Consider the following 24,793-nt stretch of genomic DNA (forward strand, 5'->3'; position numbering starts at 1 on the left):
GGTCGGCGGTCTCACCTGACGTGTTTTCATGATCACTGGCGGTAACGTTCCGATGGAATTGATCTTCGTGAACGGAGCTCGTCTTGATGTCACAACCGCGCACGTCCGCGCTCGCGGCCGCCCTGCTCACCCTCGTGACCGCCTCGGCGGTGTCCGGAGCCGCCTCGGCGCGGCCGGAGACGCACGTCAACGCCGCGCAGTGTGTACGGCAGGGCCAGGCGAACTACCCGGTGAACTACTTCTGGAAGAACGTCATCGGCATGCAGCTGGGCCGGGGCAACGTGGCGGTGACCACCACGCCGTCGTTGTGGGGCGGGGAGATCGCGCCCGGTTCGACGTTCACCCTCCGTCTGGCCCACAGCACCGCCCAGTGGCCTTTGCTGGTGCGCACCTACACCACCACCTGGGACATCTCCTCGCTGCTGGCCAGCGCCGACGTCATCGGCCAGTCGGGGACGGGCAGCATCAGCGGCACCACCCTGACGATCCCGTCGGGCACCAAGACCGACCCCGCCGCGAAGGTCATCACCTTCCGCGTCAAGCCGGGCACCGCCGGGCGGAGCATGACCATCCGCCCGAGCGGCATCAGCAGCGTCATCGCCTTCCCCGGCCAGCTCGGCAACAACACCCCGGCGCCGCCGATCAGGATCGTCACCGGCAACACCATCTCGCCGACCACTGCGGCCGACGACACCGCCGCGACCCTCCAGGACACGGCGGTCACCGTCCCGGTCCTGGCCAACGACACCGGCGCGGGCGCGACGATCACCGCCGTCGGCACGCCCGCCCACGGCACCGCCACGGTCTCCGGCAACGGCATCCTGTACACGCCGCCGGCGGGCCTCAGCGGCACCGACACCTTCACCTACACGATCAGCACCCCGTGCGGGACCAGCACCGCGACCGTCACCGTCGTGGTCGCCTGCGTCACCAACCCGATCGGCCTGGCGAACGGCAGCTTCGAGGACCCGTACGTCGCCTCGGCCCGATGGGACATCCCCGACGCCGCCACCAACCCGGCCGTCGGCTGGCGCACCACCGCCACCGACGGGATGCTGGAGATCTGGCGCAGCGGCTACCAGGGCGTGCCCTCGGCCGACGGTCAGCAGTTCGCCGAGCTCAACGCCACCCAGCCGTCCACGCTCTACCAGGACGTGCCGACCGTGCCCGGCACCGTCATGACGTGGTCGATCTGGCACCGCGGCCGGGCCGGCACCGACGTCATGCACGTGCTGATCGGCGCACCGGGCGCGACCGTGGCCCAGACCCCGGACGGGGCGACCTCGCCCGACATCGCCACCGGCAACACCGCCTGGCGTCAGTACACCGGCACCTACACGGTCCCGGCCGGGCAGACGACGACCCGGTTCTCCTTCCAGGCCGTCTCGTCGGCGGGCGGCGGCGCCTTCGGCAACTTCCTGGACGGCGTGGTCTTCCAGACGCCGCCCTGCAAGCCCATGAAGTAGAACCTCACCGCGGGCCGAGGAAGCCCGACAGCAGTCGCCTGAACGCGTGCGGATGCTCCAGCGCCGGCACGTGCCCGCATCGGCCGAGCACGTGCAGGCGGACATCCGCCAGGTGGTCGAGCAGGGGCAGGGCCGTCTTGAGCGGGGTGACCCGGTCGTTGGCGCCGTGGACGAGCAGCACGGGCGCGCGGATCCCCGCCAGCGTCTCCGCCGAGAGGGTGAGGTCGTCGGACCAGCGGGCCCTCGGGGGAGGGAACAACGACGCGAACGCGGCCGCGCCCGCTTCCATCGCGGCCGCGCGGGCGGCGACGGCCGGCTCGGTGACGAGCGCCTGGTCGAGGACGAGGCGGCTCAACATGTCTCGTGCCCCGGCCGGGCCGGCGGGGGCGGCCCAGATCGCGTCGAGGTCGGGCGAGAGCGGCGCGCCGGGGGCGCCCATCGTCGAGACGGCCACGACGTGGGTGACCTGCCGGGGACGCGCGGCCGCCAGGGCCAGCGCCACGGCGCCGCCCATGGAGTGGCCCACCACGGCGTACTGCTCGGCGCCGAGGGCGTCCATCAGGCCGGCGGCCTGCTCCGTCCACGACCGGAGCCCGCCCCGGGAGCCCGGCGGAAGCGGGGTGCGGCCGAAACCGGCCTGGTCGGGAGCCACGAAGCGCCAGGACGCGCCCAGCGCCTGGGCCGTCGCCGTCCAGGCGCCGGAGCCGGTCGTGCCGGGGCCGGAGCCGTGCAGCATCAGCACCGCGGGGCCGGCGCCCACGTCCATGACATGGACGGGGGATCCGCCGACTGTGACGGTCTCAGGTTCCGTCACAGTCGGCAGGTCCGGTGAGCTCATGCCGACAGGGACTTCGAGAAGACGTCCATCATCGCGCGGCCGAACTGCGGCATGTCCGGCCAGCCGCGGCACGAGACGAGGTTGCCGTCGATGACGTCGGGAGCGTCGATGACCGTCGCGCCCGCGTTCTCCATGTCGCCGGTGATGGGCGGGAAGCAGGCGGTCTTCCGGCCCTTGAGCAGCCCGTACACGGCCGGCACCTGGGCGCCGTGGCAGATCAGCGCGATCGGGAGGTTGCGCGCGAAGAAGTGCTCGGTGATGCGCCGGACGTCGGCGTCGACCCGGATCCACTCGGGGGCGCGGCCCCCGGGGATGATGAGGGCGTCGTAGCGCTCGACGTCGACCTCGGCCCAGGGCACGTCGACCGGCAGCTTGCGGCCGTTCTTCTCCACGTAGGCGTCGGAGTTGGGGTCGAACTCGTGGATGACCAGCTGAACGTCACGCAGCGTCCGTGACGAGACGTCGACGTCCCAGCCCCCCTCCTGCACGCGGTAGTAGGGATACATGGTGTCGAGCTCTTCGGCGGCGTCGCCGGTCAGAAGCAGCGCTCTGGGCACCTACTTCTCCTCGCATTTGGGACGGGTGAAGTGGATCGGATCCAATCCGATCCGGTTGAGTTAGCATTCCTCGACCCGGCCCGCCCGTCAAGCCTTTGCCGCCATTCCGTCCGCGCCGTCGGCCTCGTCGAACAACCGCCGGAACCGCTCGCCGGACCGCAGGATGTGCCGGCGCATGGCGTAGGCGGCGGCGTCGGGGTCGCGCGCGGCGATCGCGTCCAAGACCGCTTCGTGCTCGGCCATGGCCAGGTGCGTGACCTGCGTGTCATGAAGGAGCCGGAACAGGTGCACGTGCGTGTGCAGGCGCGCGAGCGCCTCGCGGATGACCTGGTTCTCCGCGCTCAGCGCGACGAGATCGTGGAAGGCGGCGTCGCGCAGCCCGAAGGCGCCGTAGGCCATGAGCCCGTCGCCGCCCTCCAGCTCCGCCATCTCCTCCAGCATCCGCCGCAGCCCGGCGACCTGCTCGGAAGTGGCGCGTTCTGCGGATCTGCGCGCCGCCGCCGGCTCCAGGAGCAGGCGGAGTTCCAGCATGTCCTCGAACCGGTTCCGGGTGATCTGCGGGGGGATGCGATAGCCGGCATGGGGCACCCGCACGACCAGGCCCTCGGCCTCCATACGGTTCAGCGCGTCTCGGATCGGCGTCTGCGAAACCCCCAGCTCGCGGGCCAGGACGTCGATCGTGACGCGGGAACCAGGTTCGATCCGCAACGACATCAGCTGTCCGAGCAGCGTGTCGTACACCTCGTCGGCGAGCCGGCCGCGCGATCTTCCCGGCGGCTTTGCGCCCGTCGTGGCCCCATGGCGCCGCGCGATCATCACTTCGTCGTCCATCGTGACGTGAGGTCCTTCCTTGCGCCTTCGGGAACCTGTTGACATCGGTCGCCACGCTGAGGGATGCTGACGGCCACCTCGGATCGTATAGGAAAGGTGATGGATGCCACCCATCCTTCACCCAAACGCGGAACCGCCCGCCATCGCTCTCGTGACGCCGGTCTGCGGGTCAGCCCCTGCGACGGCCGGCACGACGCCAGAACCACCCAGCCACTGCTCGGCGAAGCGCGCAGCACGGCTCTAGAGGTCCCCACCCCCCAGAAAGCAGGCAAGAAGATGCGGTATCCGAAGCGAATAGGACGACTGGCGGCGGCCATGCTGGTGGCCACGACCTTGGCGGCGTGCGGCGGCGGGGACGACGGCGGGAACGCGAGCACCCCCAAGGCGCCGGCGGACATCCCGGAGCTCACCAAGGAGCCGCTGACCCTCAGCTTCATCTGGTTCGACTGGCCCCCCGCCAAGGCGCTGGAAGCCTTCGCGAACGCGGAGTACACCAAAGAGCGGTCGAACGTGACCGTCAAGGTCAACGTCGTGCCGAACGCGAACTGGCATGACGCGATGTTCACCCAGTTCGCGGCACGCAAGACCGACTTCGACATCCCGATTCTGGACTCCCAGCACATCGGCGAGGCCGTGACGAACGGCAACATCCTCGACATCACCGACTTCGTCAAGAAGAACATCGACGTCAACGCGTACAACCCGTACCTGCTGGCAGCCTACGGCCAGTTCCCCCAGGCGGAGACCGGGCAGCGCGACGAGAACGCCAGCCTGTACGGACTTCCGCTGCTCGGCGACACCTGGACGATGATCTACCGCAAGGACCTGATCGGCGAGACGCCGCCGGCGACCTGGGACGAGATGATCGCGGCCGCCCAGAAGTGCCAGACGGAGAACCCCGGCGTCAGCGGGCTGGCCTTCCACCAGGCCAACGGCTCCGACGCCGCGGCCGTGACCTACAACACGGTCAACGGCGTCTACGGCGGCAACCTCTGGGACTCCAAGGCGCGCAAGATCGAGGGCGTCATCAACGACGCCGCGGGCCAGGAGGCGATGGACGTCCTGGTCAACAAGATGAAGCCGCTGACCGCCGCGGGCTCCGGCAACTGGTTCATCGACGAGGTCAACGCGGCCGTCGCCCAGGGCAAGGCCTGCATCGCCTTCAACTGGATCGCCGCGAGCGGCGGCCTGCTCGACCCCGAGCAGTCGACGCTCGGCAAGACGCGCGAGGAGATCCTCGGCAAGCTGGGCTTCGCCACCCTGCCCAAGCAGAAGACCGACCTCGTGCCGCTCGGCGGCATGGGCATGCACGTCTCGGCCTACTCCTCCCCGGAGAAGCAGGCGGAGGCGCTGAACTTCATGAAGTGGTTCGAGCAGGCCGACATCCAGAAGAAGTGGGCCGCGGCCGGTGGCGTGCCGGCGCGTACGGACGCCCTGTCGTCGCCCGAGTTCCTCAACGCCGGGCCGTTCAACAAGGTGTACGCCGACTCGGTCTCGCGGATGCGGGACATGTGGAACGTGCCCGAGTACGCGCGTCTCATCGACATCGAGAACACCAACGTGAACGCGGCCCTCAACGGCGCCAAGCCGCCGAAGGACGCGCTGAACGACATCGCCAAGGAGCAGCAGGCCGTGCTCGACTCCGCCGGCAAAAAGGGCGGCGGCGGACTGTGAGTGACCCCGTCTCTCTGACGGACCACCCGGTGCGGGAGGCGTCCTCGACGCCGCCCGCACCGGGGCGGTCCCGCCACCTGAGCGATCGCTGGCTCACGGTGGCCTTCATCTCTCCCGCGTTGCTGCTGTTGCTGGCGATGTCGGTGTTTCCGCTGCTGTGGGCGCTGTACCTGTCGTTCACCGACTACTCGGCCACCCGCGGCGGGCCCGCCACCTTCGTCTGGTTCGAGAACTTCACCGCCATCCTGACGTCGGCGCAGGTCCACCTGAGGGCCTTCACGACGCTGCTGTACGTGGTCGGCGCGGTCACCCTGCAGACCGTGCTGGGCTTCTCCATCGCCTATCTGATCTCGCGGCGGGTGCGCGGGCGGGGCGTGCTCACCACGCTGTTCCTGGTCCCGATGATGCTCTCGCCGGTCGTGGTCGGCCTGTTCTGGCGGTTCATGCTCGACGCGCAGTTCGGCGTGATCAACAGCATGCTCGGCTCGATCGGCCTGGGGCAGGTGGAGTGGCTCACCAAGCAGAACACGGCGCTGATCTCCCTGATCGTGGTCGACACCTGGCAGTGGACGCCGTTCATCATGCTCATCGCACTCGCCGGCCTCACCGCGGTGCCGAAGTACCTGTACGAGGCCGCCTCGATCGACCGGGCGTCGGAGTGGTTCCGGTTCCGCACCATCACCCTTCCGCTGGTGTGGCCGCTGCTCCTCATCGCCGTGTTGTTCAGGGCCATCGAGGCCTTCCGGCTGTTCGACCTCGTCTACATCCTCACCAGCGGAGGTCCGGGGGTCTCCACCGAGACGTTGTCGTTCCACGTCTACAAGGTCGCGTTCCTGGGCTTCAACACCGGGACCGCCTCGGCGTACGGGATCCTCATGGTCCTCATCGTCATCGTCCTCGCGCAGCTCTACATGCGCTACCTGAACAAGCTCAAGGAGGACTGATGGCCGTCTCCGTCGACGAGGCCGTGTCGCCAGGTCCGGTCCGAGATCGCCGGCCTCCGCGTCGCCGCTCCGGCGGCCGGGGCCGCGTCGTGATCGAGGTCGCGGTGCTGGCCGTGCTGGCCGCCGTGATGCTCTTCCCGGTGTTGTGGATGATCGAGACGTCCATCAAGGAGAACCGGGACGTCTACGCGATCCCGGCCAAGTTCTTCGACTTCACGGTCACCCTGGACCACTTCAAGGACGTGTTCGTCGACTCCGGCGGCGGTCCCACGACCTTGTCCGGCTCGTTCCTCAACTCGGTCATCGTCGCCGGCGTCTCCACGGTGCTGGCCACGGTGCTGGGCGTGCCGGCGGCCTGGGCCTACTCGCGTTTCTCCGTGAAGGCCAAGAAGGACCAGCTGTTCTTCATCCTGTCGACCCGGTTCATGCCGCCCGTGGTGGTCGTGATCCCGATCTTCCTCATGTACCGCCAGGTCGGGCTGTTCGACACCAAGCTCGGCCTGATCCTCATCTACACCGCCTTCAACGTCCCGTTCACGATCTGGATGATGAAGGGGTTCGTGGACGAGGTGCCCGCGGAGTACGAGGACGCCGCCATGCTCGACGGCTACACCCGCCTGCAGGCGTTCTGGAAGTTCACCCTTCCCCTGCTCCTGCCCGGCATCGCCGCGACGGCGGTCTTCGCCCTCATCTTCTCGTGGAACGAGTTCGTGTTCGCCATCTTCCTCACCTCCAGCGACGCCGTGCGGACGGCGCCACCCGCCATCGCCGGCCTCATCGGCGGAACCACCGTGGACTGGGGTCTCGTGGCCGCCGCCTCCATCGTGTTCGCCCTTCCCGTGCTCGTCTTCTCCTACCTGGTGCGCAAGCACCTCGTCGCCGGTGTGACGCTCGGGGCGGTGCGACGCTGATGGCGGGCATCGAGGTGACCACCCTGCACAAGCGCTACCCGGACGGAACGGTCGCGGTCGAGCACGTGGACCTGTCCATCGGCGACGGCGAGCTCTTCGTGATGCTCGGCCCTTCGGGCTGCGGCAAGACGACCACGCTGCGGGCCATCGCCGGTCTGGAGCGGCAGACGTCGGGCGACATCCGCATCGGCGACACGCTGGTCAACGACCTGCCGCCGGCCGAGCGCGACATCGCCATGGTGTTCCAGTTCTACGCGCTCTACCCGCACCTGCGGACCCGCGACAACCTGGCCTTCCCCCTGCGGGCCGAGGGCCTGCCCAAGGCGGAGGTCGAGGAGCGGGTCGCCGAGGCCGCCCGGCTCATGCGGCTCGGTCCGCTCCTGGACCGGCGTCCGCACCGGCTGTCCGGCGGTGAGCAGCAGCGCGTCGCGCTCGCCCGCGCCCTGGTGCGGCGGCCGCGCGCCTTCCTCATGGACGAACCCCTCACGAACCTCGACGCGGAACTGCGTGCGGACATGCGCACGGAGATCAAGCACCTGCAGGGGGAACTGGGGACGACGATGGTGTACGTCACCCACGACCAGGTCGAGGCGATGTCGCTCGGCCACCGGATCGCCATCCTCAACAAGGGCCGCGTCGAGCAGATCGGCACGCCGCTGGAGGTCTACGACCGTCCGGCGAGCCTCTTCTGCGCCGCCTTCATCGGCTCCCCGCCGATGAACCTGATCGAGGTGGAACTGGCCGACGGGAAGCTGCGCAGCAAGAGCGGACTGGCCCTCACTCCGCCGCCGAACCTGCCGCTCGACCGTTCGCTGATCGCGGGCGTCCGGCCGGAGGCCCTGGAGGTCACCGAACCGGGGGCGGACGGGTCGGTCCCGGGCCGCGTGGTCTCGGCGGAGTGGCTGGGCGACGAGATCATCTACGTGGTCGACCACGGCGACCAGCGCGACGTACGGGTTCGTATGCCATTGAACGTCCGTTTCGCCGCCGACGCACCGGTCGGGCTGCGGCACACCGGCGGGCCCCCGCCCGTCTACGACGCGAACACGGAAGAGCTGGTGGCCTGATGGGAACCGTGGCAGTGCAGGGGCTGCGCAAGTCCTTCGGCAAGGTCCAGGCCCTCGACGGGGTGACGCTGGACGTGCCGGACGGTTCGTTCTTCGTCGTGCTCGGGCCCTCCGGGGCGGGCAAGACGACGACCCTGCGGGCGATCGCCGGCCTCGAGAAGCTCGACGCCGGGTCGGTGCACCTGGACGGCAAGGACGCGACCGGCGACACCCCGGCCGCACGCGATCTGGCCATGGTCTTCCAGAGCTACGCCCTCTATCCGCGGCTCACGGCGTACGAGAACATCGCCTCACCGCTGCGCGCCCGGCACCGCTCTTCGAGCGAGATCGCCGCCGCCGTCGAGAAGATGTCGAACCTGCTGCACATCGAACGTCTGCTGCAGCGCCGCCCCGCGCAGATGTCGGGTGGTGAGATGCAGCGGGTCGCCCTGGCCCGGGCGCTGGTCCGTCAACCACGCGCGTTCCTCATGGACGAGCCGCTGACCAACCTCGACCTCAAGCTCCGCGTCGAGATGCGCACCGAGCTCACCCGCATCCACCGCAGCCTCGGCGGCACCTTCATCTACGTGACCAACGACCAGGTCGAGGCGCTGTCCATGGCCGACCAGGTCGCGGTCATCAAGGAGGGGCAGGTGCAGCAGGTCGGCACGCCGACCGAGGTGTACGAGCGCCCCGCCAACAAGTGGGTCGCGGGCTTCGTCGGGAGCCCGTCGATCAGCCTGCTCGCCTGCCACGCCGAGGGAGACCGCCTGGTCGGGGCGGACGGCTGGACGCTGCCGCGTCCTCGCTGGACCACGGCCGAAGACGGTCGTCCGCTGCTGCTGGGCCTGCGCGCGGAGGACCTGTCCGTCGAGCGGCGCGGCGACGCGTCGTTGTCGGGTGAGCTCTACGGTCTCGAGCCGCTCGGCGACCGGACGCTGGTCGACGTCCAGATCGGCTCGGAGATCGTCAAGGTCAAGGCCCGGCCCACCGTCACCGGCACGCCGGGTGAGCGGCTGCAGGTCACGGTCGACCTCGACCGGGCGCACCTGTTCGACGCGGGCACCGGGCTGGCGCTGTCCGAGGCCGGAAGGTAACCGCGCGATCACCATGAACTTCACAGGAGCGACCCAATGAGTGACCCCATGAACGCCTTGGCCCCCGAACACCGCCGGCTCCGGATCGGCGACGCCTGGCGCGACGCCGCAAGCGGAGGCGTCTTCGCCGTCGAGGACCCGGCCACCGGCAAGACCATCGCCGAGGTGGCGGACGCCGGCGTCGCCGACGGCCTCGCCGCTCTGGACGCCGCCAGCAAGGCGATGACCGACTGGGCGGCGACCCCGCCGCGAAAGCGGTCGGAGTTGCTGACCGCGACGTACCGTGCGCTGACCGAGCGATCCGAGGAGGTCGCCCGGCTGATCACGCTGGAGATGGGCAAGCCGCTCGCCGAGGCGCGGGGAGAGGTGGCCTACGGCGCCGAGTTCTTCCGCTGGTTCGCCGAGGAGGCGGTGCGCGTCGAGGGGCGCTACAACACCGCTCCCAACGGCGGCTACCGCATCCTCACCGTGCCGAAGCCGGTCGGGCCGTGCGTCTTCGTGACGCCGTGGAACTTCCCGCTGGCCATGGGCGCCCGCAAGATCGCCCCGGCGCTGGCGGCGGGCTGCACGACGATCACCAAGCCGGCCGCCCAGACGCCGCTGACCATGTTGTTCCTGGCCCGCATCATGGAGGAGGTCGGCGTTCCCCCCGGCGTCGTCAACGTGGTGACGACGAAACGTTCCGGCGAGGTGGTCTCGGCGCTGCTGGCCGACCGCCGGACCCGCAAACTGTCGTTCACCGGGTCGACCGAGGTCGGCCGCGTGCTGCTGCGCCAGGCGGCCGACAACGTGCTGCGCACCTCCATGGAACTGGGCGGCAACGCGGCCCTGATCGTGTGCGCCGACGCCGACCTGGACGTCGCCGTCGACGGCGCCATGGTGGCCAAGATGCGCAACATCGGGGAGTCCTGCATCGCGGCCAACCGCATCTACGTCGAGGAGCCGGTGCGCGAGGAGTTCACGGCGCGCTTCGCCGCCCGGATGGGCGCGCTCACGATGGGCCACGGCCTGGACGACGGCGTGACCGTCGGCGCGCTGATCGACGAGCCCTCCGTCGCCAAGATCGACGAACTGGTCACCGAGGCGGTCGGCCGCGGCGCCCGGGTCGTGGTGGGCGGCGAGCGTCCCGACGGCCCCGGCCACTTCTACCCGCCGACGGTCCTGGTGGACGTGCCCGAAGACGCGCGGATCCTGGAGGAGGAGATCTTCGGCCCGGTGGCGCCGATCATCTCGTTCACCTCCGACGCCGAGGTGATCGCCAAGGCCAACGACACCGAGCACGGCCTCGTCGGCTACGTCTTCACCCGCGACCTCCAGCGGGCGCTCCGGTTCACCGAGGGACTGGAGACCGGCATGGTCGGCGTCAACCGAGGTCTCATCTCGGACCCGTCTGCTCCGTTCGGAGGCGTGAAGCAGTCGGGGATCGGCAAGGAGGGGTCCCACGAGGGCATCCTCGAGTACCTCGACGTCACCTACGCGGCGATCGACCTCCCGTGACCGGCCTCCACACCACCGCCGACGTTTCAGAGAGGCCCTGACATGCTTGAGACCGTGCGCGGCCCGCGCCAGCTGATCGTGGGCGAAGGGGTCGCGCAGAACATCCCGCGAGTGGTGGCCGAGTGCGGCTCGCGCGTCCTCATCGTGACCGACCGTGTTCTCGTGGGACAACCGGGCGTGGCCGGGATCGTGGCCGCCGTGCGGGAGAAGGTCGACGTCGTCGGGGTGTTCGCCGACGCGACTCCGGACGTGCCCCTCTCCGACGTCGCCCTGGCCGTCTCGGTCGCCGCGGAGGTGGACGCCGACGTCATCCTCGCCATCGGGGGCGGCACGGTGATCGACCTGGCCAAGATCGTCGGCGTGATCCGCCGCCACGGCGGCACGCCGCGCGACTACTACGGCGAGTCGAGGGTGCCCGGACCGACGATCCCCCTCGTCGCGGTCCCGACGACGTCGGGCACCGGCTCCGAGCTCACGCCCGTCTCGGTGCTGACCGACCCCGACCGCGCACTGAAGGTGGGCGTCTCCAGCGTCCACATCGTGCCCGACTTCGCCATCGTCGACCCCGAACTCACCTACAGCTGCCCCGCGACCGTCAGCGCCCACTCGGGCATCGACGCGTTCTGCCACGCGGTGGAGAGCTACATCGCCCGCCCCCGCCCCCACGGCCCGCGCGACCCGGTGGAGCAGGTCTTCCTCGGCCGCAACCCGATCACCGACCACTACGCGCTCCTGGCCGCGGAACGCATCGCCCGCAGCCTGCCCCACGTCGTCAGGAACGGCGGCGACAAGGAGGCCCGCGCGGACATGTCGTACGGGTCCATGCTGGCCGGCATCGCGTTCTCCCACGCCGGCAACGGGGCGCCGCACGCCCTCCAGTACCCGATCGGCGCGGCCACCCACACGCCGCACGGGCTGGGCGTCGGGCTGCTGCTGCCCTACGCCCTGGACGCGGCCAGAGACGCCATCGACGACCGCTTGGCCATCCTCGCGGGGGTGTGCGGGCTGGACGTGGCCGCCGCGTCGGACGCCGAGGCCGCCGATGCGTTCCTCACCTGGCTGGACGGGCTTCTCGCCGACATCGGCATCCCCACGACCTTGGCGGACATCGGCGTGGCCCGGGGCGACCTTCCCCGCTTCGCGGAGATGGCCGGCGGCGTGACCCGGCTGATCCAGAACCATCCGGGGCCGACCGACACGGCCAGCCTGACGGCGATCCTGGAAGCGGCCTGGACGGGGGACCGGACGCGGCGCGTCCTGACTCCGGAGTAGAGACGTGGCCACCGTCGTCGGCTGACCAGTACTCGATCAGCGTTCACGCCGGGCGGATCAGCGCTGAGCACCCCCCCGGAGTGATCAGCGGCACGCCGCCCGGCGGTCAGCAGCGGCCCTGGTCGCCTCAACCGTCGGCGACGTAGCCGAACGGCTCACCGTGATCGACCGATAGACGGTATTCATCCCGCACGGCCTGAGCCGTCGATCCCATCTGCGGATATATCAGACCTATACCGCTCCTTCGCATGCTTGGCCCCCAACGCGGGACAGGACAGCAGAAGGAGAACGGATGCGTATCAAGAAGATCCTCATGGTGGCCGTGGCGGGCCTCATGCTGTTCACGGGGTTGCCGATCGGACCCGCCTCGGCCGACCTCCGGGGGGTGTACGTGAGCGTCATGAAGGCGCCGGGCGCGGGGAACACCCTGGTGATCGATCTTCCGGTCCCGTTCCAGGGAGACGGGGTGCGGCCCGAGTTGTGGCCCCTGACCGGAGGGGACACGCAGTACTGGGCGATCGTCCGGACCGGCACCACCTCGGACTTCGCGGGCATCTACGAACTGCGCAACTACGGCTCCAAGAGGTGCCTGGACATGGCGATCGACGGGCCGATCGGAAACGGCACCCGGGTGCAGCAATGGCGCTGCAGCGGCGGCAGCAACCAGCGGTGGGTCGCCCGGCCGCAGGTGAACGGGGACCCCTGGGTCAAACTCGTCAACCTGCAGAGCAACCTCTGCCTGGACGCCGTCGGCGCGAGCTACCGCGCGGGGACGAAGTTGCAGGTCTGGCAGTGCGTCGGCGGCTGGAACCAGCGCTTCAACATCAGCTGACCGCCTGAAGGCCCGCTCCTGCTCAGCGTCGGTGAGGTGGCCGGGAGCGGCTGCCGACAACGGCGACGGCGGTAGGCGCGGGCCACAACGCCAAGCGGCGGGCGTCCATGGCGGCGCCCCACCTACCGCTGCCGACCGGCTCGGCTAGGCCACCTTGGACGAAGGCGCGGTCCAGGCCGCCCGGCAGGCGCCGAGGTCACGGGTGGTGAAACCGCGGTTCATCCAGTACGCGATGTTCTTGCCCGTTCCGTTGTAGATGCTGGCCTCCAGACGCCGCATCTGCCCCAGGACGTCCTTCCAGTCGGCCGCGTCCCGGTGGCGCATCGAACGGTAGACGCTCCCGATGAACGCCCCGGACCGGCAGTACTCCTGGAGGGAGTTGCGCCGGATGAGGTCCATCTCGACGGCACGACTCTCGTCCATGTCGAGCAGGGTCGGCTCGATCCCGGCGATCCAGTTGATGTGCCACGTGTACAGGTTGGACATCATCGTGAAGATGTACAGGTCGTCGGGGTTGCGGCTGAGGAGTTTCCGGTCGAGGACGACGACGATCTTCACGCTGTCCGCGCAGTACTGCAGGAACTGGTATTTGTGCCACGGCATCCCGCACGACCGTTTCGGATTCTTGGTCAGCAGGGTCACCACGGGCTTGCGGAACCTCAGACCCGCCTTGGCGAACTGCGCCGTCCACACCCGGTTGAGGCAGGCCACCACGGCGGTGACGTACTTCTTGGCCAGCGCGGCGTCGTCGGTGCGGCTGATGGGCTTCTCCACGCAGGTGGATCGCGGGATGACGCCGCTGTCGTAGAGCTCGTTGCCGGACAGCTTCGGATGGTCGACCGGATCCGCGTGCGCGGGCGCGGCCGTGAAGGTCAGCGTCGTGAGCAAGGCGATGATCAAAGAACGTCTCATGGATCATGAATGTTCGCCGCCGGCCGGGCACCGCGCAACCGCGAAGACGACCGGCTCCGATGCCCGGTGACGTCGAGCCACGGTGGACTTGTGGGTCATCGACGTCCAGGACTCTGCGGGGGAAGCTTCGCCGGTCCAATCCGGCATGGCAATCGTGGGCGGGTACGGGTCTGTGTTCTTGCTGAGGTTCGGGGTGCCGTAATTCCCATCGGTGAACCCGCGGCGAGAAGATTTGCCGGTTCCAAATCCGTACCGCCGCCGTCGGCGGCACGCTGAACAGGCGGCGCCCCCGAGCGCTCCCGAGAAGGTCACGTACACCTCCGGCAGCGCCAGATCAGGGCGGGCGCGGTGACGACCATCACCAATCCTCGTCGCGATTAGGGCTCATTGCTTGCACTCTGGCGGTTCAGTCGAGGTCGTCTCGCGCCTTTTCTTTGCGACATCCGAAGGTTCTGCCGATAAAGGTTGCGGAGGAAATCCGCGCCATGCGGGCGTGCCACTCCATGGCGATATCGAGGGCCTTGAACAATCAAATGCAAGGCCGTCCTCAGGCTGTTCCACGACTGGCCGTTGACAACAAGGTCGGCGGCGCTGAGAACACCGTCCACCGGTGACCGGACTCGCGCTCGACGAGCGACGGCGCCCATCGCCCTGGGCGGCCCACGCCGGCGTCACGATGAACCGTCGATTCGACATACTCGAATGCCGTGACGAATCCGTCGATCAGCCGGGAAATTCTACGAATCGAAACCCTTGACAAGGTGTCTCGCATTTATCAAGGCTGTGATCAGCACTAAATCGAAGAGGATTCGAGTTATTCGAATGGCGATGACGGGAATGGCGGCGACCGCGAGCGCAACGCCCCGCATGGAGTTCTGGGCTCCCTCGACACCTGGACGGCCGTCCTGAGCGGCGACTCGACCGGAAGCACGCCGACGAGTGAACCGAACCAGCGCACATCGGCACCCGTGACGGCCCCGAAGCCCGGAGCGGCACGAACGGACGCCTTGCTCAATGGAAAAGGAAGCACAATGAGAGCAACAACTCGCAATCGCAGACGTCGCTCGGCCGTGGCGGCCCTGAGCGTGGTCGCCCTGGGGGCGTCTCTGCTCTTCGCCCCGACGTCGGCCGCCGCGGACGGGCCCGTGGCCTCGATCCTCTTGGGCGAGGTCAACGAGGAGAACGGCCTGCGCCAGATCGAGCAGGGTGACGGCACGACCGTGCCCGTGACGGTCGGCGGGAAGAGCGCGCGCAAGACCGTGCAGACCACGGCTCCGGCGCAGCACATGTATTTCCAGGTCGACGACGCGGTCGCCTTCAACGGCACGTACGTCGCGTGCCTGCAGGTCGAGTACTTCGACGAGGGCGGTGCCACCTTCCGCGTCCAGTACGACTCGACCAGCAGCGCCTACGGCTCGACGGGTTCGGTGAACCGCACCGGGTCGAACACGTGGAAGACGGCCGGCTTCGAGCTGATGGACGCCCGGTTCGCCAACCGCGAGAACGGCGGCGCCGACTTCCGCGTCGAGGCGGGCACGACCGGGGTGACCTTCCACAGCGTGAAGTTGACGATCGTCGAGGACGACGGCGTGACCCCGCCGTGCGCGGCCGCCGATCCCGACCCGGAACCCACCCCCATCCGCTGGCGGCTGAAGTACGACGAGCCGTTCAACAAGAAGATCCGCACCGAGGCCAGCCCCTGGGTGCTCGACGACTACAGCGACCCGGTCGACGACTACAACGACGACAACGGCGACCTCTACCGCCTTCAGCTCGGCCCCGAGTTCGACGCGTCGATGGCGACCATGCGGACGTACCGGCAGGAGACCGAGTTCGGCAAGGACGGCTGGCTCACGGCGTCCCTCTCCACGCGTGAGAGCGGCGGGCGGGTCGACGACAGCTACACCGACACCACCGAGCGTCCGTCGATCACGACGGAGAAGCTGGACACCGTGGGGGCCGTCGCCAACATCACGGTGCCTCACTACACGGGTGGCGCGATCATCCGCAACACCGAGCCGCTGCCGAAGTACTACCGCATCGAGTACGAGCTGAAGACGCTCGACTTCGGCGGCCTGCGTAACGGCTCGCTCTTCTACGACGGCAAGTACAACGGGTACAAGCTCGGGGAGTGCAAGACCTTCTACCCGTGGGTCAGCAACCCGAACGACATCGACCCGAACGACCCCTGCGCCACCCGCTCGGTGCGCGAGGACAGCAACGAGGCGTACAACGCCTTCCACTTCATGTCGATCCTCGACTTCCCGGCGATGCCCCGGAACCTGGCGATGTACCACTGGCACCGCAAGGTGCTGATGGACCAGTTCAGCCCGGCCCCGTCGCGGAACACCAACGGCTACGACGTCTGCAACTCGCTGACCGGTCAGAAGTACCCCTGGGACACGAGCAACAAGACCACGGTCAACATGCTCTACTTCACCGGTTCGCTCGGCCAGTCGCAGACGTTCGTGACGAGCTGCGACCGCCGGCCGGTCTCCGGTGTGCAGAAGTCGGCCGTGGAACTGCAGCCCGAGCTGATGCCCCACAAGGACTACGCGTTCGCCATCGAGCGCACCCCGGCGGGTTACACGATGGAGGTCAGCGGCGTCTTCAAGAACGTCGGCAAGCAGACTTACCGGTTCACCCGGGGCTTCATCGACGACGACGCCGGCGTGATCGGGGCGAACGTCCCGATCTTCCACTACAACGTGGACGCCGAGGAGTACGACGGCCAGTTCAACACCTCGCACCGCGCGCAGGGCGCGTTCGGCTCCAAGACGTGGGACAACCAGTGGCCGGCCGGCTCGGCCTACCCCGACTACTTCGTCATCGGTGAGCCGTACACGAACGTCGGCGAGGGTCAGGCCCGCATCGACAACATCCGGCTGTACGTGCCGAAGGATTGACCGACACGGCCGCGCCCCTGGGAACTCGGGGGCGCGGCCCGTCAGGTTCCCGCTCTGATCCCGATCAGCAGCATCTCCAGCAGTCTCCCGATCGCGGCCTCCCGGCTGATCCCGCGCGACCCCCGGACCGACGCGATGGCCGTCATGGCCACCTGTACGTCCCGCGCGGAAACCCCCGCCCGTTCGACCAGCTCCCGCAGCAGCAGGGCGTTCGCCCGCCGGTCGTCCCCGAACGGGTCTCCCGCGTCCTGCGTCCCGAACAGCGCCTGGACCAGCCCCACCGACCGGGCCTGGTGGGCGGCGAAGCGGCGGATGGCCGAGGAAAGGGCCGTCCACGGGTCGGGTTCGGCGTAGGCGGCGCGCATGTCGGCGCGGCAGGCGGCCACGTGGTCGGCCAGGGCGGCGGTGACGAGGTCGGTGCGGGTGGGGAAGTGGCGGTAGATCGTCGCGACGCCGAGCCCCGCCAGGCGGGCGATCTCTCTGGTCGGCACGTCCAGGCCCTCCCGCGCGAAGGCGTCACGGGCGACGGCGACGATGGCGGACCGGTTCGACCGGGCGTCCACCCTCTCTTTCCGAGACACTCCGCCCGGACCTCCTCTCACTTCGTGCTGTTCCGGAACACCTGCTTCGTATCGGTGTTCTACCCCAGCGTCGTCCACGAAGGAGAGGCAACCATGCTGGCAGTGCGGTTCGACCGATTCGGCCCGCCGGACGTGCTGGAGATCGGCGTCGCGCCGGACCCCCGTCCCGGCCCAGGCCAGGTGCGCGTCAGGGTCGAGGCGGCCGGCGTCTCGCCGGTCGACCTGGCGCTGCGCGCGGGAACGTCCCCGGGGAGTAAACACCTCGCGCTGCCGCACATCCCGGGCGTCGACGCCGCCGGAGTGGTGGACGAGGTCGGTCCGGGTGTCGTCGACGTCGCCGCAGGGGACGAGGTGTTCGGCACGGTCGCCCTCGCCGCGCTCGGCGGAGCCACCGCCGAGTACACGATTCTCGACTTCTGGGGACGCAAGCCGGCCCGGATGCCCTGGCACGAGGCGGGCGGGGCGGGTTCCGGGGTGGAGACCGCGACCCGTGCGCTGGACCTGCTCGATGTCCGCGACGGCATGACCCTTCTCGTGCACGGCGCCGCGGGCGGGGTCGGCAGCATCGTCGTGCAGCTGGCCGCCGCGCGGGGCGCCCGGGTGCTGGGAGCGGCGCGGGTGGAGAGCCATGCGTTCCTGGAGTCCCTCGGTGCCCGGCCGGTGAGCCCGGGAGACGTCGCGCAGAGCGTGGACAGGGCGCTCGACGTCGCCGGGGCCGGGGCCCTGGACGACCTCATCGAGATCACCGGCAGCGCCGACCACGTCGTCACCCTGGCCGACTTCGAGGGTCCGGCCAAAGGCGTGCGCCTGTCCATGGGGCGGCCGGCTGGGCAGGCCGACGGCCGTCACGGGCTGGCGCAGGTCGCGGCGCTCGTCGAACGGGGGCTGTTCCGGGTTCCGGTACGCGAGGTCTTCCCGCCCCATGAGGCCGCGGCGGCCCATGCGCTGGCGGCACGGTCTCCCCGGCAGGGGAAGGTGATCATCGACGCCACACGTATTCCCTACTAACCCTATACAAAAAGTAGGTTTAGTAGGCATACTGGCGCCGTTTGCTTCGTTCCCCGCAAGGAGCCACCCGCTATGCGCCGCATCGCTGCTTTATTTGGCGTGCTCACTCTGATCGGCAGTCTCGCCGCCTGCGGGGGAGGTGAGACGACGGCCGACGCCGAGCAACTCCGCGTCGGCTACCAGCGCTTCGGCGGTCAGAGCCTGCTCAAGGCCAGGGGCCTGGCCAAGGACGCCACCTGGTCGTTGTTCGAGAGCGGCCCGGCGCTGACGGAGGCGATCAAGGCGGGCGCGATCGACATCGGCCAGACGGGCGAGGCCCCGCCGATCTTCGCCGCCGCCGGCGGCACCAAGTTCAAGATCATCGCGACCTCGCAGCCGGTGCCGAAGGGCGAGGCCGTGCTGGTCAAGGAGAAGCACGGCTTCACCTCCTTCAAGGACCTCGCGGGCAAGAAGGTCGCGCTCAACAAGGGCTCCAACGTCAACTGGCTGCTGGTCAAGCTCCTCGAAGCCAACGGCATGAAGATCAGCGACATCCAGGTGCAGTACCTCAAGCCGGCCGAGGCGCGCCCCGCCTTCGACAACGACCAGGTCGACGCCTGGATCATCTGGGACCCGTACTTCTCGCTGGCGGAGGCGCCCGGCGTGAAGGTGCTCGCCGACGCCACCGGGCTGGCCAACAACCGGGAGTACCTGCTGGTCTCGCCGGAGGCCCTGGAGAAGAAGCCCGATCTGGTACGCGAGTACCTGAAGGTCTACCGCGAGGTCACCGACTGGGGCATCGCGAACCCGGAGGAGCGCGTCAAACTGCTCGTACCGGAACTGAAGATCCCCGAGGACGTCGCCCGCCGCGCCCTGGACCGCAGCGCCCAGCCGCTGGCCCCGGTGGACGCCACGATCGGCGACGAACTCCAGCAGATCGCCGACGGCTTCGCCGACCTGGACCTCATCCCCGGCAAGGTCGACGTGAAGAGCCTGATCGACTCGAGTTTCGCGGACATCTTGACGTGAAGTTCCGGCCACGGCGGCTGATCACCCCGATCGCCCTCATCGCCGTGTGGGAGGGCGCCGCGCAGGCCGGCGTCCTGTCACCCGACAAGCTGCCCCCGCCGAGCAAGGTCGCCGAGGCGGCCTGGCGCCTGACCCTGGACGGCTCTCTCGGCCTGCACCTGCTGGAGTCGGTGGAGCGGGCCGCCCTGGGACTGCTCATCGGCGGCCTGCTCGGCCTGGTCCTGGGCGCGGTGGCGGGCCTGTTCCGCAACGGCGACGACCTGGTCGACCCGCCCGTGCAGGCGGCCCGCATGCTGCCCCACCTCGGGCTGGTGCCGCTGCTCATCATCTGGGTCGGCATCGGGGAGTCGCTGAAGGTCTCGCTGGTGGCCCTGGGCGCGTTCTTCCCGATCTACCTCAACACCTACGCCGGCATCCGCGACATCGACGAACGCCTGGTCGAGGCCGCCCGCACCTGCGGCCTCACCCAGTTGGAGCGCATCCGCCACGTGGTGCTGCCCGGCGCGATGCCGTCGTTGTTCCTGGGCCTGCGCCTGGCGTTCGCGGCCGGCTGGCTCAGCCTGGTCGTGGGCGAGCAGGTCAACGGCCAGAGCGGCCTGGGCTTCATGATGATGGAGGCCCGCGACTTCAGCCAGACGGAGATCGTCGTCCTCGGCCTGATCGTGTACGCCTCCCTCGGCCTGCTGTCCGACCTGGCCCTGCGTACCGCGGAGAGGAGAACGTTGTCATGGCGTCGCGGCCTGAAGGCGTCGTAACCGCCACCGGCGTGCGCCGCGTCTTCGGCGGCACGACGGTCCTGGACGGCGTCGACCTGCGCATCGAGAAGGGCGAGGTCGTCGCCCTGCTGGGCGAGAGCGGCTCGGGCAAGAGCACGCTGCTGCGCATCCTGGCCGGCCTCGACGAGGAGGCCACCGGCGAGTTCACCACGTCCGGCTCCACGGCCGTGGTCTTCCAGGAGCACCGCCTGCTCCCGTGGAAGCGGGTGGCCGAGAACGTGGCCCTGGGCGTCCGCGGCGGCGACGCCCCCGACCGCACGGCGACCGCGCTGGAGGAGGTCGGCCTGGCCGACCGAGGCCGCGCGTGGCCGTCGGAGTTGTCCGGCGGCCAGAGCCAGCGGGTGGCCTTCGCCCGGGCGCTGGTACGCGAACCCGACCTGCTCCTGCTCGACGAGCCCTTCGGCGCGCTCGACGCCCTGACCAGGCTGAAGATGCAGGCGCTGTTCGGCCGGCTCCGTGCCAGGCACGGCTTCGCGGCCCTGCTGGTGACGCATGACGTGGAGGAGGCGCTGCTCCTGTCGGACCGTCTCCTGGTACTGGACCGGGGACGCATCGCCGAGGAGATCGAGGTGGACCTGGGCCGTCCCCGCGCGGTCGACGTGCCCGGCTTCAACGAACTGCGCCGCCGCCTCTTGGCGCTGCTCCACGTCCCGGCCGATCCGGAGGAGTAGCCCCTCGGGTCAGCGCCGCGCGCAGCTCGGCGAAGGCGGCGACGACGGGCAGAAAGGCACGCAGCAGATCGGCCAACGCGGCGGGGAGCCGGACGGCCGTGTGGAGGACGAGGGTGAGGGCGCCGATGGCCGCCAGGATCGTCGTGGTCATGCCGTCAACCTTCGGGCCGCCGGTGCGTTCGGTGCATCCGGTGGCCCGAAGTCGGGTGAAACGGCCGGTCAGGGTGGCGGTTCGGGGTTAGGCTCCGAACAGCGTCGAATGCCGAGGGGTGATCGTGGTCGACCCCCGGGCCATCCGGACCCGCGCCGATCTGCATACGGCCCTGGAGCAGCTGTTCCACGCGGACGGTCGTTCCTACCTGGCGCTGGCCGGCGCCGCGGGCGTCGGCAACTCGACCCTGCACGGCACGGTCAACGGCACCACCTTCCCCAACTGGCCCACCCTCGCGAAGGTGCTCACCGCATGCGGTGTCCACGCTCAGGCCGGATGGAAACAGGCGCACGCCCGAGCCCGCGCCGATCAGCCCGGCCGGCCGATCCAGGCGGACCTGCCGTTCGCCCCGCCGCTGGATCAGGTGACCGACCCGTTCGAGCACCAACTGGAAGTCCACCGCGCCATCCGGGCCACGACCGGGGCCACCACGGCGTCGGGCGAGCTGCCGCCGCTTCCGGCGTATGTGCCCCGTGCGCACGATCGGGTGCTCGGCGAGGTGGTGGCGCGGGCCGCCGCGGGGAGCAGCCAGATCGCGGTGCTGGTCGGCGGGTCCTCCACCGGCAAGACGCGCGCCTGCTGGGAAGCCCTGCACCCGCTGCGTGCCCAGCCGCCGGAACGCCGGTGGCGGTTGTGGCATCCGATCGATCCCACCCGGCCGGACGCGGCGCTGGCCGACCTGGCGCGGATCGGGCCGTACACCGTGGTGTGGCTGAACGAAGCCCAGTTCTACCTGGCCGACCCGACCCTGGGTGAACGGGTCGGCGCCGGGCTACGGGAACTGCTGCGCGATTCGGCGCGGGCGCCGGTGCTGCTGCTGGCCACGTTGTGGCCCAAGTACTGGGACACGTTGACGACTCGTACCGACCCCGACGTGCACGCGCACGCCCGGGAACTGCTGACCGGGCGCAAGATCAGCGTGGTGGAGCAGTTCACCGCGACCGACCTGCGGGCGATGGCCCAGCAGGCCGATCCCCGCCTGCGGGAAGCCGCCGAGCGCGCCCGCGATGATCGCATCACCCAATACCTGGCCGGGGTGCCCGTCCTCATGGACCGCTACGAGCAGGCCCCGCCCGCCGCCAAGGCACTGATCCATGTCGCGATGGACGCCCGCCGCCTCGGCGCGGGGCCGCACCTGCCGTTGGCGCTGCTGGCTGACGCCGCTCCCGCCTACCTGACCGACACCCAGTGGAACCAGACCGGCGACGACTGGCTGCGACAGGCCCTCGACTACGTCGCCACCCCGTGCAACGGCATCCCCGGCATCCTCACCGCCGTCAAGACCGGCGCTCCCCGCAACCAGCGGCGCCGCCCGGACACCACCGGCGGCGCTGCCGGGCCGCTCTTCCGCCTGGCCGACTACCTCGACCAGCAGGGGCGACGCCACCGTGCCCATCAGATCCCGCCCATCGGCTTCTGGACGGCCGTCGCCGCCCACGCTCACCCCGGTGACCTGAAAGCCCTGGGGGACGCCGCCTGGGCCAGGGGGCTGTACCGGGATGCCGTCCACCTCCACCAGAACGCCACCACTCACGGCGACACCGAAGCAGCCGTCGCCCTGGTCGCCCATCTGCACACCCTGCGACCGGGAGACCGCCGCCCCGCCCACCACGCCGCCGAACATGCCGCACTCGACGACCCGCGGGCCGTGATCCGGTTGTTGAACCAGTTGCGCGACGTGGGAGCGCACGAGCAGGCCGCCGCCTTGCTCGCCCGTGACCCCGCCGCCCACGCCGCCCTCGACAATCCGGGCGTTGTGGCGCAACTTCTGGAGCGGCTGCGGAAACGGGAAACGCACGGGCAGACCGCCGTGCTGGCGGAACGGGCCGCCGCTCACGCCGCTCTCGACCGCCCGGGGGCGGTGGCCCGATTGCTGAAGGCACTGGGCAGGCCGCCGTCACGTGAACATGCCGCCGTGCTGGCCGAACGGGCCGCCGTACACGCCGCACTGGACAACCCCGGTGCCGTCGCCGACCTGCTGGAGCGCCTGCGCAGGATGGGAGCGCACGACCAGGCTTCCCGGCTGGCCGAACGGGCCGCCGCCCACATCGCCCTCGACCGACCAGGCGCCGTGGCAGAGTTCCTTGGTCAACTCCGCAAGATGGGGGCGCACAGGCAAGCCGGCATGCTGCTGGCCCGTGAGCCCGGCGCTCACGCCACCCTCGACGACCTGCGCGCCGTGACGAGACTGCTCGACCGGCTGCGCAAGGACAGAGCAACGCAGGACCAAGCCGCCGTGCTGGCCGAACGGGCTGCCGTGGACGCCCCGCTGGACGACCCAGGCGCCGTCGCCGACCTGCTGGAGCGGCTGAGCAGGATGGGAGCGCACGACCAGGCTTCCCGGCTGGCCGAACGGGCCGCCGCCCACGTCACCCTCGACCATCCAGGCGCCGTGACAGCGCTGCTGAACCGGCTCCGCAAGATGGGCGTGCACGAGCGACTGGCGGCAAACCCTGCGGCCCTGGACGACCCCGGCGCCGTGGCGCGACTGCTGGCTCGGCTGGACAGGATGGGAGCGCAGGAGCAGGTCACCGCGTTGCTGGCCTGTGACCCCGCCGCCAATGTCGCCCTCGACGACCCCGGTGCCGTGGCAGGGCTGCTGAAGCTGCTGGGCGGAATCGGAGCGCACGACCAGGCCGCCGCACTGGCCGACCGGGTGGTCGCCCACATCCTCCTGAACCGACCGCACGATGCGCTGAGGCTGGTGCGGGCGCTGGGGGCGGCGGGGGCCCACGACCAGCTCTTGGAGCTGGCCAAGCGAGCCGCCGCCCAGCCTCAGGACAGCTCGTCCGGGCTGGGGGAGGAGCAACTCGCGGTGGTGCTGACCCGTGAGCCCACCGCCCCCGTTCCCTCGAAAAACGCGGACGCCGTGGCCCTCCTCATGAAGGTGCTGCGGGAGGCGGGCGCGCACGATCAGCTCACTGCGCTGGTCGCACGGCTGCCCGCCGCAGGACGCTTCGCGACGTTCCTCGACGTCGGAGACCACCGGGAACGGTTCAGGTTCGGACGTGAGCCCGACGGAAGCGCCGCCGCGCCGTGGTCGTGGGAAGACCTGGACTGATCCACCCGCGTGGTCGACCGCGCTGCGAGGCTGGTGACCTCGAAGAGCCGAGGCCGCGAATCGTCCTCCGCAGGGGTCCCACGAGTTCGAGGAGGTGAGACGCACCCATAGATGAGGTCCGCGCTTCACAGCCGTTTCTGAGACCGGCCCCCGTGGAGTTATCGGGCGAACTGAGCTACTTGGTATGAGATGTCTATATACGGTCGATATACGGCGTTCTCTTATGTTGGCGATGACTTCTCAACGAGATCGGAGATTGATATGTCACGCCGATGGAGTCGCCTGTTCGCGGCCGTCGCACTGGGGGCCGCCGTCGTGGTGCCCTTGGCGCCTGCCCAGGTCGCCTATGGTGGCGTCTTCGACGGGGACGTCACCAACCGGCTCCCCTCCAGCTACACCGTCAAGGTCGCGACGTTCACTCCGCCGAACTTGCCGGAGACGTGCGTGCTGAACACGGGAGAGAGTGTGCGGTGCCGCACCTACTGGCTGCCGTCCGGCAGGGCGGATGATCAGATCAACGGCACGAACTGGGACACCGATGCGCTGATGGTGGAGTCGAACTACCGGTTGTACAAGATCAACGGCTCGTACATCAACATCCCGGCATTCCGTTGGTACAAGATCCTCAGCGGCGACAACCGGACCTGTGAACTGACGTCGAACGTCCCGGCCTGCTTCCCTCGATGAGGACTCG

Annotated in this window: 21 protein-coding genes; 16 read left to right on the plus strand and 5 right to left on the minus strand. The window is 69.6% G+C overall.

Going from position 1 to position 24,793, the window contains the following annotated elements; all coding sequences use genetic code 11:
• Positions 1 to 86: 86 nt before the first annotated feature.
• Entirely contained in the window at positions 87 to 1,466 is a 1,380-nt protein-coding gene (locus AW271_RS22455) for an Ig-like domain-containing protein (protein ID WP_062339360.1), read from the plus strand.
• A 4-nt stretch (positions 1,467 to 1,470) separates the two neighbouring features.
• On the opposite strand, the gene AW271_RS22460 is transcribed toward AW271_RS22455, so the two are convergent.
• The 3 genes from AW271_RS22460 to AW271_RS22470 form a co-directional block, all read right to left on the minus strand.
• Positions 1,471 to 2,232, minus strand: coding sequence for an alpha/beta fold hydrolase (locus AW271_RS22460; protein ID WP_218008127.1), 762 nt, complete (start codon positions 2,230 to 2,232; stop codon positions 1,471 to 1,473).
• A 68-nt stretch (positions 2,233 to 2,300) separates the two neighbouring features.
• Positions 2,301 to 2,861: a DJ-1/PfpI family protein gene (locus AW271_RS22465; protein ID WP_030455858.1), complete on the minus strand. Its 561-nt coding sequence runs from the start codon at positions 2,859 to 2,861 to the stop codon at positions 2,301 to 2,303.
• An 87-nt stretch (positions 2,862 to 2,948) separates the two neighbouring features.
• Positions 2,949 to 3,692 carry a GntR family transcriptional regulator gene (locus AW271_RS22470; protein WP_083977046.1) on the minus strand — a complete coding sequence of 248 codons (744 nt, stop codon included), beginning with the start codon at positions 3,690 to 3,692 and terminating at the stop codon, positions 2,949 to 2,951.
• Between the two features lie 276 nt (positions 3,693 to 3,968).
• Between AW271_RS22470 and AW271_RS22475 the strand changes: the two genes are divergently transcribed.
• From AW271_RS22475 to AW271_RS22510, 8 genes are all read left to right on the plus strand, one after another.
• On the plus strand, positions 3,969 to 5,366 hold the full coding sequence (locus tag AW271_RS22475; protein WP_062339361.1) for an extracellular solute-binding protein: 1,398 nt from the start codon (positions 3,969 to 3,971) through the stop codon (positions 5,364 to 5,366).
• A 29-nt stretch (positions 5,367 to 5,395) separates the two neighbouring features.
• Entirely contained in the window at positions 5,396 to 6,310 is a 915-nt protein-coding gene (locus AW271_RS22480; RefSeq protein ID WP_063818080.1) for a carbohydrate ABC transporter permease, read from the plus strand.
• On the plus strand, positions 6,310 to 7,221 hold the full coding sequence (locus AW271_RS22485; protein WP_062339363.1) for a carbohydrate ABC transporter permease: 912 nt from the start codon (positions 6,310 to 6,312) through the stop codon (positions 7,219 to 7,221). Before AW271_RS22480 ends, AW271_RS22485 begins: the two co-directional genes overlap by 1 nt.
• Positions 7,221 to 8,288 (plus strand): ABC transporter ATP-binding protein, encoded by a 1,068-nt coding sequence (locus AW271_RS22490; RefSeq protein WP_062339364.1) that lies wholly within the window; start codon positions 7,221 to 7,223, stop codon positions 8,286 to 8,288. The genes AW271_RS22485 and AW271_RS22490 overlap by 1 nt, the downstream gene beginning before the upstream one ends.
• A complete protein-coding gene (locus tag AW271_RS22495; RefSeq protein ID WP_062339365.1) occupies positions 8,288 to 9,364 on the plus strand; it encodes an ABC transporter ATP-binding protein in 1,077 nt (358 codons plus the stop codon). Before AW271_RS22490 ends, AW271_RS22495 begins: the two co-directional genes overlap by 1 nt.
• 36 nt (positions 9,365 to 9,400) lie before the next feature.
• A complete protein-coding gene (locus tag AW271_RS22500; RefSeq protein WP_062339366.1) occupies positions 9,401 to 10,861 on the plus strand; it encodes an NAD-dependent succinate-semialdehyde dehydrogenase in 1,461 nt (486 codons plus the stop codon).
• A gap of 42 nt (positions 10,862 to 10,903) precedes the next feature.
• Complete coding sequence (locus AW271_RS22505) at positions 10,904 to 12,133, plus strand: iron-containing alcohol dehydrogenase (protein WP_062339367.1); 1,230 nt, start codon at positions 10,904 to 10,906, stop codon at positions 12,131 to 12,133.
• A 292-nt stretch (positions 12,134 to 12,425) separates the two neighbouring features.
• The gene (locus AW271_RS22510; protein ID WP_062339368.1) at positions 12,426 to 12,965 is read left to right on the plus strand and encodes an RICIN domain-containing protein; all 540 of its coding nucleotides are present in this window, start codon (positions 12,426 to 12,428) and stop codon (positions 12,963 to 12,965) included.
• A gap of 144 nt (positions 12,966 to 13,109) precedes the next feature.
• On the opposite strand, the gene AW271_RS22515 is transcribed toward AW271_RS22510, so the two are convergent.
• Positions 13,110 to 13,877 (minus strand): hypothetical protein, encoded by a 768-nt coding sequence (locus AW271_RS22515; protein WP_157554492.1) that lies wholly within the window; start codon positions 13,875 to 13,877, stop codon positions 13,110 to 13,112.
• 1,031 nt (positions 13,878 to 14,908) lie between these two features.
• Between AW271_RS22515 and AW271_RS22520 the strand changes: the two genes are divergently transcribed.
• On the plus strand, positions 14,909 to 16,783 hold the full coding sequence (locus AW271_RS22520) for a mucin-5B (protein WP_157554494.1): 1,875 nt from the start codon (positions 14,909 to 14,911) through the stop codon (positions 16,781 to 16,783).
• Positions 16,784 to 16,824: 41 nt separating this feature from the next.
• On the opposite strand, the gene AW271_RS22525 is transcribed toward AW271_RS22520, so the two are convergent.
• Positions 16,825 to 17,364, minus strand: a complete 540-nt coding sequence (locus tag AW271_RS22525; RefSeq protein ID WP_063818071.1) for a TetR/AcrR family transcriptional regulator — start codon at positions 17,362 to 17,364, stop codon at positions 16,825 to 16,827.
• Between the two features lie 93 nt (positions 17,365 to 17,457).
• Between AW271_RS22525 and AW271_RS22530 the strand changes: the two genes are divergently transcribed.
• The 6 genes from AW271_RS22530 to AW271_RS22555 all read left to right on the plus strand — a co-directional run bounded on the left by AW271_RS22530 (position 17,458) and on the right by AW271_RS22555 (position 24,786).
• Positions 17,458 to 18,372: an NADP-dependent oxidoreductase gene (locus tag AW271_RS22530; RefSeq protein ID WP_062339518.1), complete on the plus strand. Its 915-nt coding sequence runs from the start codon at positions 17,458 to 17,460 to the stop codon at positions 18,370 to 18,372.
• Positions 18,373 to 18,471: 99 nt separating this feature from the next.
• Complete coding sequence (locus AW271_RS22535) at positions 18,472 to 19,380, plus strand: aliphatic sulfonate ABC transporter substrate-binding protein (protein ID WP_218008128.1); 909 nt, start codon at positions 18,472 to 18,474, stop codon at positions 19,378 to 19,380.
• Positions 19,377 to 20,135 carry an ABC transporter permease gene (locus tag AW271_RS22540; protein ID WP_062339373.1) on the plus strand — a complete coding sequence of 253 codons (759 nt, stop codon included), beginning with the start codon at positions 19,377 to 19,379 and terminating at the stop codon, positions 20,133 to 20,135. Before AW271_RS22535 ends, AW271_RS22540 begins: the two co-directional genes overlap by 4 nt.
• Entirely contained in the window at positions 20,108 to 20,827 is a 720-nt protein-coding gene (locus tag AW271_RS22545) for an ABC transporter ATP-binding protein (protein WP_062339374.1), read from the plus strand. Before AW271_RS22540 ends, AW271_RS22545 begins: the two co-directional genes overlap by 28 nt.
• A 275-nt stretch (positions 20,828 to 21,102) precedes the next feature.
• Complete coding sequence (locus AW271_RS22550; protein WP_157554496.1) at positions 21,103 to 24,099, plus strand: hypothetical protein; 2,997 nt, start codon at positions 21,103 to 21,105, stop codon at positions 24,097 to 24,099.
• Positions 24,100 to 24,360: 261 nt separating this feature from the next.
• A complete protein-coding gene (locus AW271_RS22555; protein WP_062339376.1) occupies positions 24,361 to 24,786 on the plus strand; it encodes a hypothetical protein in 426 nt (141 codons plus the stop codon).
• The last annotated feature ends 7 nt before the right edge of the window (positions 24,787 to 24,793 follow it).

Origin of the sequence: Herbidospora sakaeratensis (genome assembly GCF_001570525.1) — a bacterium.
GTDB classification, from domain to species: Bacteria; Actinomycetota; Actinomycetes; order Streptosporangiales; family Streptosporangiaceae; genus Herbidospora; species Herbidospora sakaeratensis.

What these genes read in the sequence shown, in the direction of transcription:
- AW271_RS22460 (WP_218008127.1), bottom strand. Translation starts at nt 2,232, where the DNA reads ATGGACGTGGGCGCCGGCCCCGCGGTGCTGATGCTGCACGGCTCCGGC.
- AW271_RS22505 (WP_062339367.1), top strand. Translation starts at nt 10,904, where the DNA reads ATGCTTGAGACCGTGCGCGGCCCGCGCCAGCTGATCGTGGGCGAAGGG.
- AW271_RS22455 (WP_062339360.1), top strand. Translation starts at nt 87, where the DNA reads ATGTCACAACCGCGCACGTCCGCGCTCGCGGCCGCCCTGCTCACCCTC.
- AW271_RS22485 (WP_062339363.1), top strand. Translation starts at nt 6,310, where the DNA reads ATGGCCGTCTCCGTCGACGAGGCCGTGTCGCCAGGTCCGGTCCGAGAT.
- AW271_RS22500 (WP_062339366.1), top strand. Translation starts at nt 9,401, where the DNA reads ATGAGTGACCCCATGAACGCCTTGGCCCCCGAACACCGCCGGCTCCGG.
- AW271_RS22555 (WP_062339376.1), top strand. Translation starts at nt 24,361, where the DNA reads ATGTCACGCCGATGGAGTCGCCTGTTCGCGGCCGTCGCACTGGGGGCC.
- AW271_RS22530 (WP_062339518.1), top strand. Translation starts at nt 17,458, where the DNA reads ATGCTGGCAGTGCGGTTCGACCGATTCGGCCCGCCGGACGTGCTGGAG.
- AW271_RS22545 (WP_062339374.1), top strand. Translation starts at nt 20,108, where the DNA reads ATGGCGTCGCGGCCTGAAGGCGTCGTAACCGCCACCGGCGTGCGCCGC.
- AW271_RS22495 (WP_062339365.1), top strand. Translation starts at nt 8,288, where the DNA reads ATGGGAACCGTGGCAGTGCAGGGGCTGCGCAAGTCCTTCGGCAAGGTC.
- AW271_RS22470 (WP_083977046.1), bottom strand. Translation starts at nt 3,692, where the DNA reads ATGGACGACGAAGTGATGATCGCGCGGCGCCATGGGGCCACGACGGGC.
- AW271_RS22520 (WP_157554494.1), top strand. Translation starts at nt 14,909, where the DNA reads ATGAGAGCAACAACTCGCAATCGCAGACGTCGCTCGGCCGTGGCGGCC.
- AW271_RS22510 (WP_062339368.1), top strand. Translation starts at nt 12,426, where the DNA reads ATGCGTATCAAGAAGATCCTCATGGTGGCCGTGGCGGGCCTCATGCTG.
- AW271_RS22475 (WP_062339361.1), top strand. Translation starts at nt 3,969, where the DNA reads ATGCGGTATCCGAAGCGAATAGGACGACTGGCGGCGGCCATGCTGGTG.
- AW271_RS22515 (WP_157554492.1), bottom strand. Translation starts at nt 13,877, where the DNA reads ATGAGACGTTCTTTGATCATCGCCTTGCTCACGACGCTGACCTTCACG.
- AW271_RS22490 (WP_062339364.1), top strand. Translation starts at nt 7,221, where the DNA reads ATGGCGGGCATCGAGGTGACCACCCTGCACAAGCGCTACCCGGACGGA.